Source organism: Mammaliicoccus sp. JADD-157 (assembly GCF_049310805.1).
In the GTDB taxonomy this organism is placed as follows: Bacteria; Bacillota; Bacilli; order Staphylococcales; family Staphylococcaceae; genus Mammaliicoccus; species Mammaliicoccus lentus.
The window spans coordinates 366822-385670 of sequence record NZ_JBMOVZ010000001.1 but is presented as its reverse complement, the minus strand read 5'-3'; the positions used below and the strand labels follow the sequence as shown (position 1 = coordinate 385670).

At 30.4% G+C, this 18849-nt stretch carries 24 protein-coding genes and 1 pseudogene; 10 read left to right on the top strand and 15 right to left on the bottom strand.

The window, feature by feature from the left end:
• Window positions 1–258: 258 nt before the first annotated feature.
• Entirely contained in the window at window positions 259–780 is a 522-nt protein-coding gene (locus tag ACO6VN_RS01940; protein WP_216683416.1) for a GNAT family N-acetyltransferase, read from the bottom strand.
• A gap of 110 nt (window positions 781–890) precedes the next feature.
• Here ACO6VN_RS01940 and ACO6VN_RS01935 point away from each other — a divergent pair, with 110 nt between their 5' ends.
• Window positions 891–1334, top strand: a complete 444-nt coding sequence (locus ACO6VN_RS01935; RefSeq protein ID WP_016998414.1) for a YtoQ family protein — start codon at window positions 891–893, stop codon at window positions 1332–1334.
• A gap of 58 nt (window positions 1335–1392) precedes the next feature.
• On the opposite strand, the gene ACO6VN_RS01930 is transcribed toward ACO6VN_RS01935, so the two are convergent.
• Window positions 1393–1848 carry a threonine/serine exporter family protein gene (locus ACO6VN_RS01930; RefSeq protein ID WP_064205335.1) on the bottom strand — a complete coding sequence of 152 codons (456 nt, stop codon included), beginning with the start codon at window positions 1846–1848 and terminating at the stop codon, window positions 1393–1395.
• A gap of 13 nt (window positions 1849–1861) precedes the next feature.
• Window positions 1862–2620, bottom strand: a complete 759-nt coding sequence (locus ACO6VN_RS01925; protein ID WP_216683417.1) for a threonine/serine exporter family protein — start codon at window positions 2618–2620, stop codon at window positions 1862–1864.
• A gap of 224 nt (window positions 2621–2844) precedes the next feature.
• Here ACO6VN_RS01925 and ACO6VN_RS01920 point away from each other — a divergent pair, with 224 nt between their 5' ends.
• Window positions 2845–3282 carry a MarR family winged helix-turn-helix transcriptional regulator gene (locus ACO6VN_RS01920; protein WP_422404180.1) on the top strand — a complete coding sequence of 146 codons (438 nt, stop codon included), beginning with the start codon at window positions 2845–2847 and terminating at the stop codon, window positions 3280–3282.
• A 117-nt stretch (window positions 3283–3399) separates the two neighbouring features.
• On the opposite strand, the gene ACO6VN_RS01915 is transcribed toward ACO6VN_RS01920, so the two are convergent.
• From ACO6VN_RS01915 to ACO6VN_RS01905, 3 genes are all read right to left on the bottom strand, one after another.
• The gene (locus ACO6VN_RS01915; RefSeq protein ID WP_194201070.1) at window positions 3400–3525 is read right to left on the bottom strand and encodes an alcohol dehydrogenase; all 126 of its coding nucleotides are present in this window, start codon (window positions 3523–3525) and stop codon (window positions 3400–3402) included.
• Between the two features lie 14 nt (window positions 3526–3539).
• Window positions 3540–4427, bottom strand: coding sequence for a permease (locus tag ACO6VN_RS01910; RefSeq protein ID WP_422404179.1), 888 nt, complete (start codon window positions 4425–4427; stop codon window positions 3540–3542).
• 82 nt (window positions 4428–4509) lie between these two features.
• Window positions 4510–4830 carry an ArsR/SmtB family transcription factor gene (locus ACO6VN_RS01905; RefSeq protein ID WP_194201072.1) on the bottom strand — a complete coding sequence of 107 codons (321 nt, stop codon included), beginning with the start codon at window positions 4828–4830 and terminating at the stop codon, window positions 4510–4512.
• A 203-nt stretch (window positions 4831–5033) separates the two neighbouring features.
• Between ACO6VN_RS01905 and arsC the strand changes: the two genes are divergently transcribed.
• Window positions 5034–5435, top strand: coding sequence for an arsenate reductase (thioredoxin) (gene arsC / locus ACO6VN_RS01900; protein WP_194201073.1), 402 nt, complete (start codon window positions 5034–5036; stop codon window positions 5433–5435).
• A gap of 44 nt (window positions 5436–5479) precedes the next feature.
• Here the strand turns inward: arsC and ACO6VN_RS01895 are convergent, their stop codons facing one another.
• Window positions 5480–5830, bottom strand: coding sequence for an ArsR/SmtB family transcription factor (locus ACO6VN_RS01895; protein WP_064205337.1), 351 nt, complete (start codon window positions 5828–5830; stop codon window positions 5480–5482).
• A gap of 18 nt (window positions 5831–5848) precedes the next feature.
• Window positions 5849–6466, bottom strand: a complete 618-nt coding sequence (locus ACO6VN_RS01890) for a CadD family cadmium resistance transporter (RefSeq protein WP_064205338.1) — start codon at window positions 6464–6466, stop codon at window positions 5849–5851.
• Window positions 6467–6712: 246 nt separating this feature from the next.
• Here ACO6VN_RS01890 and ACO6VN_RS01885 point away from each other — a divergent pair.
• Window positions 6713–7531: pseudogene (locus ACO6VN_RS01885) on the top strand (MFS transporter).
• A complete protein-coding gene (locus ACO6VN_RS01880; RefSeq protein WP_265588712.1) occupies window positions 7516–8001 on the top strand; it encodes an MFS transporter in 486 nt (161 codons plus the stop codon). The pseudogene ACO6VN_RS01885 and the gene ACO6VN_RS01880 overlap by 16 nt, the downstream one beginning before the upstream one ends.
• Before the next feature lie 132 nt (window positions 8002–8133).
• Here the strand turns inward: ACO6VN_RS01880 and ACO6VN_RS01875 are convergent, their stop codons facing one another.
• From ACO6VN_RS01875 to ACO6VN_RS01860, 4 genes are all read right to left on the bottom strand, one after another.
• The gene (locus ACO6VN_RS01875; protein ID WP_422404178.1) at window positions 8134–8694 is read right to left on the bottom strand and encodes a DNA-3-methyladenine glycosylase I; all 561 of its coding nucleotides are present in this window, start codon (window positions 8692–8694) and stop codon (window positions 8134–8136) included.
• An 8-nt stretch (window positions 8695–8702) separates the two neighbouring features.
• Window positions 8703–9188 (bottom strand): DUF1648 domain-containing protein, encoded by a 486-nt coding sequence (locus ACO6VN_RS01870; protein ID WP_422404177.1) that lies wholly within the window; start codon window positions 9186–9188, stop codon window positions 8703–8705.
• Between the two features lie 94 nt (window positions 9189–9282).
• Window positions 9283–10497: a NupC/NupG family nucleoside CNT transporter gene (locus tag ACO6VN_RS01865; protein WP_016998425.1), complete on the bottom strand. Its 1215-nt coding sequence runs from the start codon at window positions 10495–10497 to the stop codon at window positions 9283–9285.
• Window positions 10498–10683: 186 nt separating this feature from the next.
• Window positions 10684–10902: a hypothetical protein gene (locus ACO6VN_RS01860; protein WP_016998426.1), complete on the bottom strand. Its 219-nt coding sequence runs from the start codon at window positions 10900–10902 to the stop codon at window positions 10684–10686.
• Window positions 10903–11136: 234 nt separating this feature from the next.
• Between ACO6VN_RS01860 and ACO6VN_RS01855 the strand changes: the two genes are divergently transcribed.
• The 3 genes from ACO6VN_RS01855 (at window position 11137) to ACO6VN_RS01845 (ending at window position 14262) form a co-directional block, all read left to right on the top strand.
• Window positions 11137–11967, top strand: coding sequence for an aldo/keto reductase (locus tag ACO6VN_RS01855; RefSeq protein ID WP_422404176.1), 831 nt, complete (start codon window positions 11137–11139; stop codon window positions 11965–11967).
• 138 nt (window positions 11968–12105) lie between these two features.
• Window positions 12106–13038 carry an aldo/keto reductase gene (locus tag ACO6VN_RS01850; RefSeq protein ID WP_194201076.1) on the top strand — a complete coding sequence of 311 codons (933 nt, stop codon included), beginning with the start codon at window positions 12106–12108 and terminating at the stop codon, window positions 13036–13038.
• A gap of 183 nt (window positions 13039–13221) precedes the next feature.
• The gene (locus ACO6VN_RS01845) at window positions 13222–14262 is read left to right on the top strand and encodes an FAD-dependent oxidoreductase (protein WP_194201149.1); all 1041 of its coding nucleotides are present in this window, start codon (window positions 13222–13224) and stop codon (window positions 14260–14262) included.
• A gap of 204 nt (window positions 14263–14466) precedes the next feature.
• Here the strand turns inward: ACO6VN_RS01845 and ACO6VN_RS01840 are convergent, their stop codons facing one another.
• The 3 genes from ACO6VN_RS01840 to glpT form a co-directional block, all read right to left on the bottom strand.
• The gene (locus tag ACO6VN_RS01840; protein WP_194201077.1) at window positions 14467–14637 is read right to left on the bottom strand and encodes a hypothetical protein; all 171 of its coding nucleotides are present in this window, start codon (window positions 14635–14637) and stop codon (window positions 14467–14469) included.
• 15 nt (window positions 14638–14652) lie between these two features.
• Entirely contained in the window at window positions 14653–15582 is a 930-nt protein-coding gene (locus tag ACO6VN_RS01835) for an AraC family transcriptional regulator (protein WP_194201078.1), read from the bottom strand.
• A 199-nt stretch (window positions 15583–15781) separates the two neighbouring features.
• A complete protein-coding gene (gene glpT / locus ACO6VN_RS01830; protein WP_016998432.1) occupies window positions 15782–17140 on the bottom strand; it encodes a glycerol-3-phosphate transporter in 1359 nt (452 codons plus the stop codon).
• 275 nt (window positions 17141–17415) lie between these two features.
• Here glpT and ACO6VN_RS01825 point away from each other — a divergent pair, with 275 nt between their 5' ends.
• Window positions 17416–17958 carry a hypothetical protein gene (locus ACO6VN_RS01825; protein ID WP_216683421.1) on the top strand — a complete coding sequence of 181 codons (543 nt, stop codon included), beginning with the start codon at window positions 17416–17418 and terminating at the stop codon, window positions 17956–17958.
• Between the two features lie 212 nt (window positions 17959–18170).
• Window positions 18171–18815 (top strand): FusB/FusC family EF-G-binding protein, encoded by a 645-nt coding sequence (locus tag ACO6VN_RS01820; protein WP_064211160.1) that lies wholly within the window; start codon window positions 18171–18173, stop codon window positions 18813–18815.
• The last annotated feature ends 34 nt before the right edge of the window (window positions 18816–18849 follow it).

Sequence of the window (18849 nt, the reverse complement as noted above, 5' to 3'; positions counted from 1 at the left end):
TGCCTTTTCTCGTAAAGCGTGTCAATAACGGTGGCCTTGTTGTCTTTTCTTGATAGTCTTGGCAATAAGGAGACTATTATGTTGCACGTGGAACCCGTCTTGCAACATTCGAGGGCATTATGTCTCACGTGGACCTCGTCTTGCAACATAGCTACCTTCTCAGCAGTGAAAATCTGAACTCAAATTATAAAAATATAATAAAAACACCTCCGCATTGATTCATACTACATGAATCTATACGGAAGTGTTTTTCTATAATCAACTTATATTTGTTTCTACTATATAGTCTGTAGATATGTCATTCCCTGCATAAAATTGATGTGATCCTGTTATTTTATAGCCATGTCTTTCATAAAATTCTATAGCTCTGTGGTTATTTTCCCACACGCCTAGCCATAATTTTTTCTTTCCATTGTCACGCGCAATTTCAAATGCTTTTTCCATAAGTATGCTACCTATACCTTTGGATTGAAATTCGCGATACATATACAATCGCTGTACTTCCAAATAGTCTTCACCTTTTGGTTCTGTTTGAGCGTCTCCAATGTTTAATTTCATATAACCTGCTACTTCTCCATTATATCTGGCAAAAAAGTACCATGATTGTTTGTTACTCATTTCATCTAGTAATGCCTCTGTACTATAAGACTCTTTGAAAAATGTTTTTAAATCTTCTTCAGACATTGTATGTTTAAAAGCATCACTAAAAGTTTGTTTACAAATTTTAGATAAAACCGTAACTTCTTCATTTTTAATTTTATCAATTGTTACTGAACACATATTTAGGACCCACTTTCATAATTTTTGAACTATTATATTTTTTACAATCATATCAAATATGTAATCCTTTTTGCATATGTTAAACTTAGTTAAAAGGAGGATTTTATTATATGTTAAATTTAACTGTTTATTTAGCAGGTCAAATTCATGATGATTGGCGCGATGAACTTGCACAAAAAGCTAAGCAACAAGATTTACCACTAACATTTGTTGGTCCACAAACAAACCATGATCGTTCAGATAACATTGGAGAAGATATCTTAGGAGAGCAACCTAACAATTATTATAGAGATAACGCTGCTTCTGATATCAACAACTTACGTACACAAGTATTGATGAATAAAGCAGATATCGTTATCGCTTTATTTGGAGAAAAGTATAAACAATGGAATACAGCAATGGATGCGTCTGCTGCGATTACTCTAAATAAACCATTAATTATTGTGAGGCCTACAGATTTAATCCATCCACTTAAAGAACTATCTAATAAAGCAAATGTTACAGTAGAAACAATTGAGCAAGCATTGGAAGTTATACAGTACATTTATGAATAATATATTTCCTAGGAAATGATAAAATCAGGCGAGATGATTAACTATCTTGCCTGATTTCTTAATTTCTTTTTAATTTTATTTGTTTACCATAAGTAAAATATAATTTAGATAACAAGTCAGATATTAATAATCCTAGAGCTATAGCGCTAGATATTAAAGCAACTTGTATCATTGTGACTAATGCTTCATGATAATTGTTAAGCACTAAATTTCTAATTGCTTGATAAGCTGTACCACCGGGAACAAGTGGGATAATCCCTGGGATAATAAAAAGGATGGCAGGAGAGAAAAATTTTCTCGACATATAATGACTCATGATACCAACAAAAAATCCACCAAAGAATGATGCCTGAATATCTGAATAATCATAGAATATACTAATTTGAAACATTCCCCAGCCAACAGCTCCAACTAGACCAGCTGGTACAAGTAAATATTTTGGCGCGTTAAACAATAATCCAAAAAAACAAGATGCTCCAAAACTAAATACTATATTTAAGATTATTGTTATCAACGTACCTCACCTCTCAAAAGAAAATTAATAATATAATACCTACACCTGTTCCGATGGCAATAGAGGTAAAGGTCGCTTCTAACCCTTTAGAAATACCTACCAACAGTTGTCCTAGGAATAAATCTTGTATTGCACAAGTTATTAATACACCTGGTACAATTGGCATGACTGCTGATATGATAACGATATTAAGTGTATCTCCACCTAGCCACATTTGATTATAGATGGCAATTAAGGCAATTGCGGCGGCTGCAATAATCTCTGCAATAAATTTCACTCTCGTCCAAGAGTGCACTAATTCTACTATAGTATAACCTATAGCACCTGCTAAAAAGGTAGCCAATATATCTTGCATATCCCCACTATATAAATATAGAAAGAACAGTGATATAAATCCCGCTATAAAAAATTTAAGTTTCAGTGGGTAAGGTAAAGGTGAAGCATGTATTTTATTCAGTCTTTCCAAAGCATCTATAGCAGTAATTTGTTCGTTCACGAGCATTCGTGATACATTATTCGCACGATGAATATCTCCCAAATTTGTATCTCTTTTACTAACACGATATACCCTAATATTATCGTTTACATCTAAAGCGAAGTTGATGAATGTGGAACTAACATAACACTGGTTATTTGGATAGCCTAGATGTTTTGCCATTCTATACATCGTATCTTCTACTCTGAACGCTTCTGCTCCAGCTTCCAAAAGGACACGACCAGCTTTCATTACAATTTCTTGAACTAACTCTTCAGGAACATTCTGTTTATCCATCCACCCACCACCTCACTTTGCTATACCTATAAGAATATCAAAAAATCAGCTGTAATTTAACTGAAAATTCAATATTTATTTATTTTCTATCTTATTTCCAAAAAATTCATATAACTAGTAAATTGAGCGCCATAATTTATGCAATTTTATGAACATTTTTGTTACAACTTGACTTTGAACCCATTTCATAATAGGCTTAATTTTGACGTAAGGAGGATGATAAAATGGGTTTACCACCTATTGATAAACAAATTGGTTTCTTATTATATGTTGCGTCAAAAGAATTAATTAAAAAGTATACACCGTTATTAAAGAAATATAATTTAACTTATACTGGATATATCGTTCTTGTAGCTATAGATGAAAAAGAAGTAATCAATATCAAGACATTAGGTGATAGATTATACCTAGATTCGGGTACTCTAACACCACTTTTAAAAAAATTAGAAGAAAAAGGATTCATTAACAGAGAAAGAGCGGTTAATGATGAAAGAAATCTACGTGTTTCTTTAACTCAACAAGGAATTGAAACACAAAGTGCCATTTTAGACGAAGTCGTCACTTCATTTAAAAAATTAGACATGGATAATGAACAATACACAGAATTAAGAGACTCATTAGAGTACTTTATTGATAATACTTTAAGCAAAGATATTCAATAGAAAATTCACATCCACTAATTATTAAAACGCCCTTCAAAGTATACACTAAAAAAGTGAAAACTTAGAGGGCGTTTTTGTGTAGAATGAGAAACATATTAAGTAAAAATTACTATACCTTTATTCATTAGCTTGATTTTTGTTATCTTCTTTGTTATCTTTACTATCATTTTTTTCCTCGAATTCTACGGAACAACACTCTTGTTCTTGAGGTTTTATCTTTTTAAACATATCTTTAATACTCAATTATCTCACCTCCTTTAAATAATAAGGTTAACGATTAAACCTGTTCCTATAGCTACTACTAAGATTGCCATAATAAAAGAAATTACAAATTTCTTCTGAAATAATTTAGATAGCAAAATGACTTCCGGAATACTAGCTCCTGCACCACCTATTATTAAAGCTACTACTGTGCCTACAGACATGCCTTTAGAAACTAACGCTTCAGCTATAGGGAGCATCGTTTCTGGTCTTATATACATCGGTATACCGATCACAGAAGCAATAATGACAGAAATAATACTGTCGCCACTCGCATATTGAGTAATGAATGCGGCTGGTATAAAACCATAAATGAAAGATCCTATAAACACGCCTATTAATAAATAAGGGAGCATTGGATATAAAAAAGCCCATGCATCATTCAATGCTTGCTTAAAACGAGACCCTGTTTTATTAGCAAAAAATCCATCACCTTTTACATTTATACCTTTATAACTATTCGCTAATTTCATTTTTGAAAATACAAATCCTGTTAAAATACTCAAAATCGCTATTACGATTAAATAAACAATCGCAACTCGCCAACCTAATAACACCCATAACATAAATATCATAAGCGGATTCATTAAAGGAGAAGCTATCAAAAAGCTAATCGCTGGTCCAAAAGATACTTTTGAGTTCAATAGTCCCGCAAGTATAGGAATTGTAGAACAAGAACAAAAAGGTGTAATAGCACCAAATATCATCCCATATATGTAATTAATGGTTTGATTAGGCTTACTTAAGAAATTTTTAATCTTTTCTTCTGAAACTATTTGTTGAATCAAACTCACAATGAAACTAACTATTATAAATAAAGTTAATAGTTCTAAAAATAACATTACAAATGTTTTCAAAAATTCTATTATTTGCTCCACTTTCACATCTAACCTCCATTTTAATTAATCAATTTTTATTGATATATAAATCAATAAAAATTGATTAATTGTTTTTAAAAGAAGATACTTAAAGTATCTTACAACAAGTATCTTCATTTAATACTACCTGTATTTGTTTTTCATTAATTTTATAATAATTCCAAGTACCATGCTTTTCAGCAATTAGAATATTCGCATTCACTAATTTCTTTAAATGATAAGAAAGTTTAGATTGTTTCAAATTCAATAATTCCTCTAAATCACAAACACATAAAGATTTGGAAGTACTTTGACTTATAGATTTCAATATTTTAAGTCTAATCTTGTCAGCAAGAGCGTTAAACAAATTTTCATAAAAATCTAATTGTTCTTCGTCATCTAAATTTGAATTGGCTTTAATAATTTCCATAAAACACACTCCTCCCTTATATATATTTAATATAGTTATTACATCAACTTTTTTTGATATAATAACTATAAATTAGATTTTCCAACATTGCAAGTCAAACAATTAACATAGACCTATACCTATATAGATGGTATTCTATTAATAGTTTAGGTTATATATTTATACCTAATGTTTACTATATACTAAAAATGAGGACAATAATTATGACTAACAAAACAATTTATTTTATATGTACTGGTAACTCTTGTCGTAGCCAAATGGCTGAAGGTTGGGGTAAATCTTTACTAGGTGAAGAATGGAATGTATATTCTGCTGGTATAGAAACGCACGGTGTAAATCCTAAGGCAATTCAAGCTATGAAAGAAGTAGACATTGATATTTCAGAACAAACGTCTGATTTAATTGATAATAATATCCTGAAACAATCTGATTTAGTAGTAACATTATGTAGTGATGCAGATAATAACTGCCCTACTATACCAGCCAGTGTCAAAAAAGAACATTGGGGATTTGATGATCCAGCAGGTAAAGATTGGTCAGAATTTCAACGCGTCAGAGATGAAATAGGCGACAGAATAAAACAATTTAAAGAAGTATCGGAATAATAATCTTGTTTGTAACTAAAGGCTGAGACATATGTCTCAGCCTTTTATTTTATAATTATTAAATGTTGTAATAACAATGATTTTATTTCGTTATCTTTAATAAAATAGTAAGCCATCTTCCCCTTTTTATAAAAATTAAGTACATCATTTTTATATAAACTTCTCAAATGATGAGAGGTAGATGCAATACTCATATTTAATGTTACCGATAAATCGCATACACACAACTCTTTTTCTTGAATTAAAGCTAATATAATTTTCAATTTGTTTTCATCACTTATCTTTAGTAATGTATTAATTAATTTTTGTGATTTATCTTCATTTATAAACTTCATAGCATTTTCAACTTTCTCTTCATGAATACAAATCACATCACAAGTAATTGTTTTATCCATTTAAATCACTATCCTTTATCATAATATAAAGCTTAACAATGTTGAAATAGTTTTATTTTCAATAACAATAAATACTCCCAAGGCTATATAAATAACAGCCATAATCCAACGACTAAATTTCTCTACAACTTCACCAATTCCAGGTATATTTGCTAAATTCTGAGCTGTGAATACTAAAATAAAAATTAATGTCACAAATACTAACAAAGTGGTTAACAATTCAATACTATTTAACGTTACAAAATATGGAACAAAAAGCCCGATATTATCAGCACCACAACTTGCTATCGTAACTAAAACTACAGTACCAACTAATTTTGATAAACCTTTATTATTTAATTCTTTCTTGGCTCTTTTTTCTCCCTCACAATCATCATAAATAGCTACTTTAATACCTAAATATATAGGAATTAGACCCAGCAAACCTAAAATCCATTTTTCTGGAACATAATTTAATACAAATGCTAAAAATAAACTCACAATTATTAATATGAGAGAACCTAAATATTGTCCAATATAAATATCTTTATATTCTTTTTTAGTGTTTGCCTTAGCAAAATAAATTAAAAGAATTACTAATAAATCAACTGCAGTAGCAACATAAAGCACTGTAGCAGTTATTATTGTCTGAAACATAACACACCTCATTCAAATATATATTTGAATGTATTATAACACTATCCATTGTAAAATCATAAACAGCTATACTCTATTCCCTCTTTAACCCCCTTCTTACTCACTCCTTTTATACATATATCCTCTTTATTATTTGGAATCAAGGCTAATATTATATTTATATCAACCGGTTGACATAAAATTATTGCAAAAATATAATACTTTTAACGAAAACGTTTTCAAATAAAGTTAAAGAGGAGAATTGGTATGAACAAGTATTTTCAAAACTTCCAAAATGTTTCTTATTTACAAAATTCTATGACAATATTTTTATATTTTGCATCATGGTCTATTTGGTGGTCTCTATTCCAAATTTGGCTTGCATCAAAAGATAATGGTTTAGGATTATCAGGTAGAGAAATCGGTATAATATATTCTGTAAACTCATTTGTAACAATTTTATTTTTATTTGGTTATGGAATAATACAAGACAAGCTTGTTATTAAAAGAACACTAATTATTTTCTGTGCTTCTATGTCTGTATTAGTTGGTCCATTTTTTACTTTAGTATATAAAAGTTTGATTTAAAATCATTTCTTTATTGGTTTAATAGTAGGTTCTATATTTCTTTCTGCTGGATTCCTCTCTGCAACTGGTGTTTACGAAACAGTTGCAGAGAAACTAAGCCGTTTATTTAATTTTAAATACGGTCAAGCTAGAGCTTGGGGTTCTGTTGGATATGCGATATCAGCTTTAGTTGCAGGTCATTTGTTTGTTATAGATCCTGAACTTAATTTTTGGTTAGGTTTTTTAATAGCTTTAGTACTATTATTAATTCTTGTTTTTTGGAGATCTAAAAGTGAGAAGATTAAAATTAGAAATTTACGAGATAATCCTGGGGACGATGCTATACCATCAGCTCGAGACTTCATGAGGACACTTAAAATGAAACATCTGTGGATTGTAATGTTGTTCATTATGTTTACAGCTACTTTCTACGCTATTTATGATGGAAAATATTCCCAGATTTCTATACAAAACTATTTGATGATCCAAAAACTGGGCAAACTATGTACGGTAATTTAAATGCTATTCAAGTATTCTGTGAAGCTTTAATGATGGGGGTTGTTCCTATTATCATGATGAAAATAGGAGTAAAACCTACATTGATGCTTGGCGTTTCAGTCATGTTTCTTAGAATAGGTTTAAGCGCTGCTATTAATAGTAATGTTTTAATGTCTATGATTAACATGATGCATGCGTTAGAAATACCATTATTTATGTTACCGCCATTTAGATATATCACATTACACTTCGATCCAAAGTTATCAACAATACTATATCTAGTAGGTTTACAAATATCTGGACAAATCGGTTCAGTAATACTTTCTACACCATTAGGTATGTTAAGAGATGCTGTTGGTTACAATTATACATTTATCATTATTTCTGTCATCGTAATGGTTGCAGGTATATTCGGGCTGTTTATGCTGAAAAATGATGATGAAATGGTCGATGGAGATGCGTTTATTAGAAATGCTCAAATAACGAATTAATATAGTTCTTCTTTTCTCTTGGAAACAAAAAAGATAAATAAAACGAGTCTGGAACATATTTAATGTCTCAGACTCGTTTGTTATATTGTAGGAAATGTTTTTTAAATAAGGTTTCTTTCCCACTCCCTAATTTTATCTATTATAAGTATGGAAAGGACAAGTCATAATATGATCATCAATTATGCCTATGCTTTGTAGAAAAGAATATACGATTTTTGGGCCGACAAACTTAAATCCACGCTTTTTCAAGTCTTTACTAAGTTGAATGGATAGTTCTGATTCTGCAGGTACTTCATTAATATTCTTCCATTCGTTTATTATAGGTTCATTTTTTACATAAGACCATAAAAAGTTAGATAAACTGCCCCACTCTTCTTGAAGTTTTATCACTTGCAATGCATTGTTTCGAACGGACTTTAACTTTCCCATATGTTTTATGACATTATATTGTTCTTTAATGTCTTCAATTTCTTTGTCTGTTAGTTCGGAGCATTTTTTAATATCGAAGTTATGAAAGGCTTCTTGATAATCTTTTCGTTTTTGAATGACAGTTTCCCATGACAATCCTGATTGAGCGCCTTCTAGCGATAGCATTTCAAATATATATTGGTCATCTTTACTCACCCTACACCATTCATTTTTGTGATAATCTTTCATTAAGTCGCTTTTAGGCCAAGTGCATTCTTGAATCATTCCATCACCTATTCTTCTTTTTTCTTCTTATCTAAATCATAATTATGTATCATAGATAATAAAATTGTTACACCAAATATACCTAATATAATTATTGCTTCCCACATTCCTAGGTTAAATGGCTTACCGTATGCCGTATATATATCTTTAATAGCTAGATATGAAAATAAGGCAACTGTTTCAAATTTCAGAACATCTATTAAAAACTTAGCGCTTGAAATCTGCTCGTTACTCGGTGGACCATATAATGTAGAAACATTTATATACCGATCCAATTTAGTTCCACGTGTTATGAAATGTAATACTCCCCAGATTATTAGACCTAAAGTTGGTAAAAAGAAAATAAAGGCTTTTGTAGCCCAAGCATCCGCTTTGCCTGAGACATTATAATGACTTGGAATTTCACTAGGCAAAGAAGGATAATTAATCAATATAATTAATAAAGTAGTAATCCATAAACATATACCAGAAATATCTAAAACACGTTTAACCACGGTTTGCCCTCCTTATTAAAAAAGCAACAAGTACACTATATGTGCTTGCTGCTTTTAAAATTAACTTATTAAATAGATTATCGCTTATTTAAGTTTACCAAGCAAATAATCCGACGAATGCTGCTGTTAATAGTGATACTAATATACCTGATAACAACATCATTGGCACATATTTAGAAACAAAGTTAGATACATCATCTTTAACTATACCTTTTAAAGTACCAATTATCATTCCAATTGTAGAGAAGTTAGCAAATGATACTAAGAATGTACTGATAACTGCAGCTCTATGTGTAGAATATTCACCTATTTCCTTACTGATAGTGCTCATAACTACGAACTCATTCGTTACAATTTTGAGCGCCATTTGTTGTGCTACAACCCAAGCTTCTCCGAACGGCAAGCCTAATAGCAATGCAAATGGATACATAAAGATACCAAGTATATACTCTAATCTTATTTCTGGTAAATATGGAATAGGATCCATAATTCCTAATAATTTATTTATCAAGTCTGCTATTGCAACAAATGCAATAACGAATGCGATAATGATTAATACCAATTTACCGGCGTTAATAACTGAATCTCCTAAGAATGAGAAGAATGGTTGTTTTTCTCCTTCGTCTATTTCAGCTACCACATCCTCTTCTGGATCTAAATCAAATGGATTTAATATTGTTGTAACGATGATTGCATTAATGATGTTTAATGGAATCGCTGTTAATACAAATTCTCCCGGAATCATTTGTATGTAAGAACCAACAATTGCACCTGAAACGGAACTCATAGACATCATTGCAACTGTTAATACTCTCACTTTATTCATAGATGTTAATTGTTTAGATGATACTGCTAAAGCTTCTGTGTTTCCTAAAAACATCATTTCAATTGAGAAGAATGATTCAAATTTAGGTTGTCTTGTTATTTTTGAAATGACTAAACCTAAGAATGAGATGAATTTAGGTAATATACCTAAGTACATTAAAATATCAAATACTGGTACTACAAGTAGAATTGGTAATAAAGCAGAAACTGCCATATCCATTTTTCCTGGTCCCGGTGCTACAAAACTTCCGAATGCAAACCCAATACCTGAGAATGCAGACTCTAATAACCATGACACGCCATCTGCCGCACTTTTAACAAATTTTGCCCCGAATGAAAATTGAGTGAAGAACCATGCTAATACTAAGTTAATAACAATAAGTATTAGAACCGATTTCCAATCAATATTCTTCTTATCCCTAGAAAAAAGAAAAGCGACTCCAATGAATATTAACAAACCAATTATATTGATGATTAAAAACATCGTTATTTGTCCACCTTTATGATTAATTAAAAACAACATCATTATACCATGCATAACCTATGTATGTTACTAGATTTAAGAAAGAATTTTACAAATTTTTAATAAATTATGACATATAAAAAGCAATTGAGCACAGTGGCTCAATTGCTATAACTTTTAATCATTATTTGCTTTATATTCTTTTTGTTATTTGTATGTTTGGTCAAATTGATCAAATTGATTAATAGATTGATCGCATTTCATACTTATAGCTAAATACACTATATAACCAGAAACCAGTACCATGATTAAAGTATAAACTGTTAACACATAAATATTTGAAATAATAAATGTATTAAACAGCAACAACATGAGTATCAATATCGCATCTATAATGCTTAATGAAATGACACATACGCGTTCCATACTAACCCTTCTTTACTTCATAATATGACCTCTAGCTCATAGCTATACTGTCTTACGCAATGAGATACATGTTACTACAAAGTTATAGTGAATTCAATACGTTTTTAAGAAGTTTTTTTAAAAGAATTTTACCGACTTTTATTTATTTTTGAAATCTAAAAATTCAATCTATTTATTATAATATGATATAGTTTGATATATAGTAATCATAAAAATATTGGAGGCGTTTTTTTCATGGAAAATTATAATTTAATTGATGGACACGTAATACCTCAAGTCGGTTTTGGTACATATAAATTGAATGGCGCATCAGGTGTTCATGCAATTGTAAATGCACTTAACAATGGTTATAGAGTATTAGATACTGCATATAACTATGAAAATGAAGGTACTGTAGGTAAAGCGATGCAGCAAAGTCATGTTAGTCGCGATCAAATTATTGTTACCTCTAAATTACCTGGTCGCTATCATAGTTATGAACAAGCAGCTAGAACAATTCAAGAATCTATATACCGTCTTGGCGTTGAGTACATTGATTTATATTTAATTCATTGGCCAAATCCTAAACAAGGTTTATACGTAGAAGCTTGGAAGGCATTAATTGAAGCTCAAAAAATGGGACTGTTAAAATCAATTGGTGTTTGTAACTTCTTACCAGAACATCTTGAAACTTTAGAAAAAGAAACAGGTGTACTACCGGCTGTTAATCAAATTGAACTGCATCCGTACTTTAATCAGAAAGATGCTATTAAATATCATGAAGAAAAAGGCATCATAACTGAAGCATGGAGCCCGTTAGGTCGTGCATCAGAAGTTATTCACGATAAAAACATCGAACAAATCGCAGAAAAATATAATAAAACAATTCCACAAATTATATTAAAATGGCATGTGCAAAATGGTGTAGTTCCAATTCCTAAGTCAACATCAAACGCAAGACAAATACAAAATCTTGATATTTTCGACTTCTACTTAGAATCAGAAGATTTACACACTATAGACGATTTAACTAAATCTGATGGTAGACTAAAAGACCAAGATCCAGCAGAATACGAAGAGTTTTAATAACAAAATTAATTAAAGGGGTTGAGACATTTATTTATGTCTCAACTCTTTTTTTAGTAAGTAGCTTTAAGCATTAACCTTTAAATAAGTCTTAGTTAAATGATAAGGTATATATATAAAAGATAAGGAGTGATTTTTGTGACAGAGCTTTCAAAATTAGGTAAAACAGATATCAAAGTTAATCCAATTGGTTTAGGTACAAATGCTGTTGGTGGGCACAATTTATATCCAAATCTTGATGAAGAACAAGGTAAAGATGTTGTGAGAGCAGCAATTGAAAATGGTGTTACCCTTCTAGATACTGCGTTTATATATGGACCAGGTCGTTCTGAAGAACTCGTTGGAGAAGTTGTCAAAGAATACAATAGAGAAGATGTTGTAATCGCAACTAAGGGTGCTCATTATTTTGACGGCGATGAAACAAAACTCTCCAATGACCCTGAATTTTTAAAAGAACAAGTGGAAAATAGTCTAAAAAGATTACAAACTGATTATATAGATTTATATTATATACATTTTCCAGATGAAGACACACCAAAAGATAAAGCAGTAGCAACACTACAAGAATTAAAAGAACAAGGTAAAATTAAAGCAATTGGTGTTTCAAACTTTAGTTTAGAACAATTAAAAGAAGCAAATAAAGATGGACATGTTGATGTCGTACAATTGGAATATAACTTATTAAATAGAGAAAACGAAGAAATTTTAAATTATACAGCAGAAAACAATATTACTTTTATACCTTACTTCCCATTAGTTTCTGGACTATTAGCAGGTAAATATGATGAAAATACAACATTTAATGACTTAAGAGCAGATAATCCAGAATTCCAAGGTGAACGATTTAAAGAAAATCTTAAAAAAGTCGATAAATTACGTGATATTGCTAAAGAACACAATGTTGAAGTTGCACACATTGTACTTGCTTTCTATTTAACAAAACCATCATTAGATGTTATTATTCCAGGTGCTAAACGTAAAGACCAAGTCATCGATAATTTAAAAACTTTAGATGTAAAATTAACAAAAGAAAACTTAGAAACAATTGAAGAATTATTCCCAGTTGAATAATTTTTAGGATTTAACTGAAAATAAAATATTATATATTCGAAATTACCCACCTAAATTATAACTTTAGTGGGTAATTTTTTATTTATTAAATTATTACAATCTATTCAATGATATTGATTATCATTTGCAGATGTAGGATAATACTCGTAAGTAGAAAAATAGGAGGAATCACGATTTATGAATATAACAGACGTTACGATTATAGGCGGGGGTCCAGCAGGTTTGTTCGCAAGCTTCTATTCGGGATTAAGAGGAATGAGCGTAAGAATTGTTGATTTCCAAGATAAATTGGGTGGGAAAATGCATGTGTATCCAGAAAAAGTTATATGGGATATTGGTGCACTTGCTCCAAAACCTTGTTATGAAGTTATACAAGATCTAGTAGAACAAGGATTACATTTTAATCCTGAAGTATGTTTAGGGGAAAAAGTAGTAGACATTCAAAAAGTAGAAGAACAACATTTCATAATATCTACAGATAAAGAAAATGAATATCATTCAAAATCTATAATTATTGCTGTCGGCGGCGGAATTATTAAACCACTTACACTTGATATAGAAGGTGCAGAGCGTTTTGAACTATCAAACTTAAACTATGTTGTACAATCTATCCAAAAATATAAAGATAAACATATATTAATTTCAGGTGCTGGGAACTCAGCTCTAGACTGGGCTTGTGACCTATCTGAATATGCTAAAAGCGTTACAATCTGTTATAGAAAGGAAGAAATATCAGGTCACGAACACATGAAAAATCTCCTAGAAAAATTAGACATTATTAAGAAACCTAGTATGGTCATCAAACAGTTAAACAGTCAACCAGATAAACCTGTTATTTCAGAAGTTGTATTAGAACATGTTGAAACGAAAGAACAAGAAGTGGTTCCAGTTGAAGAAGTGATTATTAGTCATGGTTTCGATCGTGAATCTGAATTGCTACACAATGCACAAACAAAAGTTAACTTAGTAAATGATTTCTTTATTGAAGGTTTAGGTAATACACAAACGTCAGTACAAGGTATCTTTGGTGCTGGAGATATTCTTAAACACGACGCAAAAGCACACCTTATCGCATCATGTTTCAATGACGCAGCTAATGCAGCAAACTTAGCTAAAAGTTATATAGATCCTGAAGCACAGGCAGGCGGCCGTGTATCAAGCCACAACGATATTTTCAAAGAAAAAAATAAAGAAGTTATTAAAAAATATATTTCACAATCATAAATGTATAGTAAACCACCGATTCATTAGTTGAATCGGTGGTTTTAATTGGACTGACTATGTTAGTGGTAGATCAAATGTTGCACGTGGAACTCGTCTTGCAACATTTTGACCTTCTATGTTGCACGTGAACCTCGTCTTGCAACATTCCCACCTTATATGTTGCATGTGAACCTCGTCTTGCAACATATAGCTTCATATATGTGTTCAACTTAAATATACTAAACTATAAACAAGCATGATAATACCTCCAAGCAACATAGCTATACTTGGCAAAAGGTTCTTTTTCTTATTTTCTTTACCATCTGTTATGTCTTTTATTATAGAAGTCACCGCTATGATAATTAACATTATCATAGCAATATATGCTACTATCATCTTCTTGTCTCCTTTTTATTTTAACAATAACATTTCTTTATCTTGTTGAATATCTGTATTTATATATGTTGTTTTAAAATATTTTAGATACGATTTAATTTCATCTATACTTAGTTTCTTTTCGTAGTCTATTTCATTATAAAAATTTTGTCTTGCAAATTTCGTGTTTTCACTCTGAAACATTGTTCGATACTTTTTAGGTGTTATACCGTAATGTAATTTAAATGAGCTAATGTATGCTGACACGTTATAAAATCCATGTTTTTCTGATATATCAATAACTTTTTCATTTGTATGAATCAAATCGTAAGTACTGTTCAATAACCTAATATCCGTTAAATAATCTTTAAAATTCATACCCATTTGTTCTTTAAACATTTTTGAAAAATAAGACTCCGATAAATGATATTTAGATGTAAAAGTGTTCATAGTAATTTTCTCATTATAGTTAATATAAATATAGTTCTTGATTTCTTCGATGACAGGGTGTAAACCTTCAGGAGAAATTGTGTTCATATCATTAGAAAATTCGAAACTCGTTTTTATATTCTCTACTATATATAGTAATGTTTTTAATATTTTAATATTTTTATCGTCATCTTTTGTTAAATATATACTGCAAAGTTGAATTAACTGCTCTCTCAATTGAATCGTTTCTGATTGGTTTTTCAATTGGAATTGATTAGTTAATAATTCAGGAATAAGGTTATCAAGTAGTGATTCATAAAAATGTATTTGTACGACGATATTTCCTTCAGAAACATCCAACTTATAACATTCATTATGCTTTAATAAAAATATTTCTCCTTCTCGATAAGTTGTACTTTCAGAATTGATGGTCAACATAACTTGCCCTTTTAACACCACAAAGAAAGATAATCCATTATGATTTCTATATTTAGTTGCAGAGTATTTAAAGTATTTGATTTCGTATATATTTTTCATACCAAAAACTCCTAATAAAATATTTTTTTATTTTTAAAAGCATTGCTAAATTTAGCATTAATATTTTAACTTGTTTTACAATAAATTGAAATTAAATTCTTTATATTTTTTGAATTTTTTGTTTTATTAGATAATGAAAATACACTCTAAACAATGAAACCATTCATCTTTTAGAGTGTATTATATATTTTATAGTATTTTATTTTACAATTTCTTGTCCACGTTTATTCCATGTGAATATAAAGCTTAACATTGCTAACACACTTACAATTGTTAACAATAAGAAACCAGAATCCCATCCTAAGTTATCTACAACAAGACCCATGATGATATTAGCCATAACTGCACCACCTAAATAGCCAAACAAACCTGTTAGTCCTGCTGCAGTACCTGCAGCTTTTTTAGGTACATAGTCTAACGCTTGTAAGCCAATTAACATTACTGGTCCATAGATTAAAAAGCCTATTGCGATTAAAGCAATATTATCCACTAATGGGTTTCCAGGAGGATTTAGCCAATAAATAACAACGGCTATTGTTACACCTAACATGAATATAAAGCCAGCTGGTCCCCTTCTACCTTTAAATACTTTATCTGAAATATATCCACATAATAATGTACCTGGTATACCTGCCCATTCATATAAAAAGTAAGCCCAACCAGATGCATTTAAATTAAAATCTTTTTCTTCGCTTAAATAAGTTGGAGCCCAATCAAGCACACCATATCTTACGAAATAAACAAATATATTTGCGATTGCAATCATCCAAACCCATTTGTTATTTAGTACATATTTAAACAATATTTCTTTAGTTGTTAGTTCTACTTCTAATGTTTCTCTGTTTTCATTTGGATAATCTTGTCTATAATCTTCAATTGGTGGTAATCCCATCGATTGAGGTGTATCTCTAACAAGAATATATGAAACTAAAGCAATAATTAGTGCGAGTATTGCTGGATAAATAAATGCCCCTTCGAATCCTTTTAAATACCCAAATGAAAGTGTACCTGTGATAGAGATACCTAATAGAGCAAGTGGAGCCATTAATCCGCCACCCACATTATGTGCAACGTTCCAAATTGCAGTCTTACTTCCACGTTCACTCACACTATACCAATGTACAAGCACTCTGCCTGATGGCGGCCATCCCATACCTTGGAACCAACCGTTTAGGAATAGCATGATAAACATAATCGTAACGCTTGATGTTAAGACAGGAATAAAACCCATCAATAAGTTAACAATAGCAGTTAATACAAGTCCTAAAGTTAAAAATATTCTCGCATTACTCCGGTCACTAATGGTTGCCATAACAAATTTACTAAACCCATAAGCGATTGAAATAGCTGATAAGGCAAAACCTAATTCTGATTTGCTAAATCCTTCATCAATTAAAGCAGGCATCGCGAGTGAAAAGTTCTTACGTAATAAATAATAACCTGCATACCCTAAGAAGATCCCAATAAATACTTGGAGTCTCAGTTTTTTATACGTATCGTCTACCTCTTCTTTAGGTAAAGGTTCAATATGTTTAGCTGGCTTTAGAAAATTGAACATGCTTTAAACCTCCTCGAATATTAAGTTTTTGTAAAGTTTGTTAAGAAATTGTAAAATATCATTTCTTAACCCAATAATAGATATTGGTATTGCTAAAGTCAATGACATTTAAACTATTTTATTTTGATACTTTTATTAAATGCAGTTATGTTAAAATGTCTTATATATGGTCAAAATACGTTAGATAATGATTTGGACATACTTTCTAATAACGATATTGAAAAAATTATTCGTACTGAAATACATATTTTAACGAATACGAAGGAGGACAAATCATGAACTTTATTGTCTGGCTTATTATCTTCTGTGAAATCGCATTTTGGGTAGTTATCTTATTAGGTTTGGTTACAAGATATATACTTAAACGTAAAAATCTCGGTTTATTCTTCTTAGCATTAACACCCGTGCTAGATTTAATATTGCTTGTTTCAACAAGTTTAGATTTATACCACGGTGCTACCGCAGAACTACCTCACGCTATTGCAGCAGTGTACATTGCAGTTTCAATTGTGTTCGGTAAAAGTATGATTCAATGGGCGGATGAGAGATTTCAGTATTATATTATGAAAGAAGGTCCAAAACCTTATAAGCCAAAAGGCATTGCTTATGCTAAACAATACGGAAAAAGCTGGGTTAAACACTTAGTATCCTATATTTTAGGAACTGGTATATTACATCTTATTATTTTTATCATTCACGACCCCAAACGTACAGAAGCAATGGAAGATGTCATTAATTTATGGACAATTGTAATTATAATAGATTTAATCATCGCAATAAGTTACTTCATATGGCCACCACGCGATAAAAAAGCTTAAAATTATAAGCGTCAAAAATTTAAAACAGATAAAGTATATAGCAAAATACTTTATCTGTTTTTTTCTTTCTCCAATTTTGTATGTTGAAATGCTAACTAATAAAGACTATACTTGTTTCTGATAAGGAGGGATCTCAAGATGCTATTAAATGTGTCATGTTCTCTACAATTATTCATACCCAAAGTTCAAATTAAAATAAGAAGGGATTAATTATGAATAATTTTATTCAACCATATCAATATGTAAGTATTAAAGAACATTCAGAAAAACTATTTAACGTATATAAATCAGTCAATGACCCAAAAACAATCGATACTTTTCAAGCAATAACAAACGATCATATAGAACAACTTTTCACAGAAAAATATTCTGAAGTAGATAATTTCATAAACATCATTATGAATCCAAAAATCAATCGTTCACAAATTGAAAAAGTATTGCTTGGCTTAAAAGTTTATGTCATTCCTTTTCAACAACCGTCATCTAAACAAATAGAAAAAGTCTTCAAAAAGACTAAAAAACTTAAACAACCAGATTGGGATAACATTGATTTAAAAGAAACATCATATATCGGATGGAACGATTCTGGAAAACAGAAAAAATATATCATCATGTATGAAGATGATAAATTGACTGGTGTAGTTGGTGATTTATCTACAACTATTAAACCAGGTGTATGTAGTATTTGTAAGAAAGAATCTAATGTTTCCATGTTCTTATCAACTACGAAATCTAAAGGCGATGGCACATATACAAAGAACGGCAATTATATATGTCACGATAGTATTCGCTGTAACCAACAATTAGATCAACTAGAAGGTCTATACGATTTCATACGCACAGTAAAAATGAAATAATGAATGAAAACAAAGGATCCAGGACAAATTTATG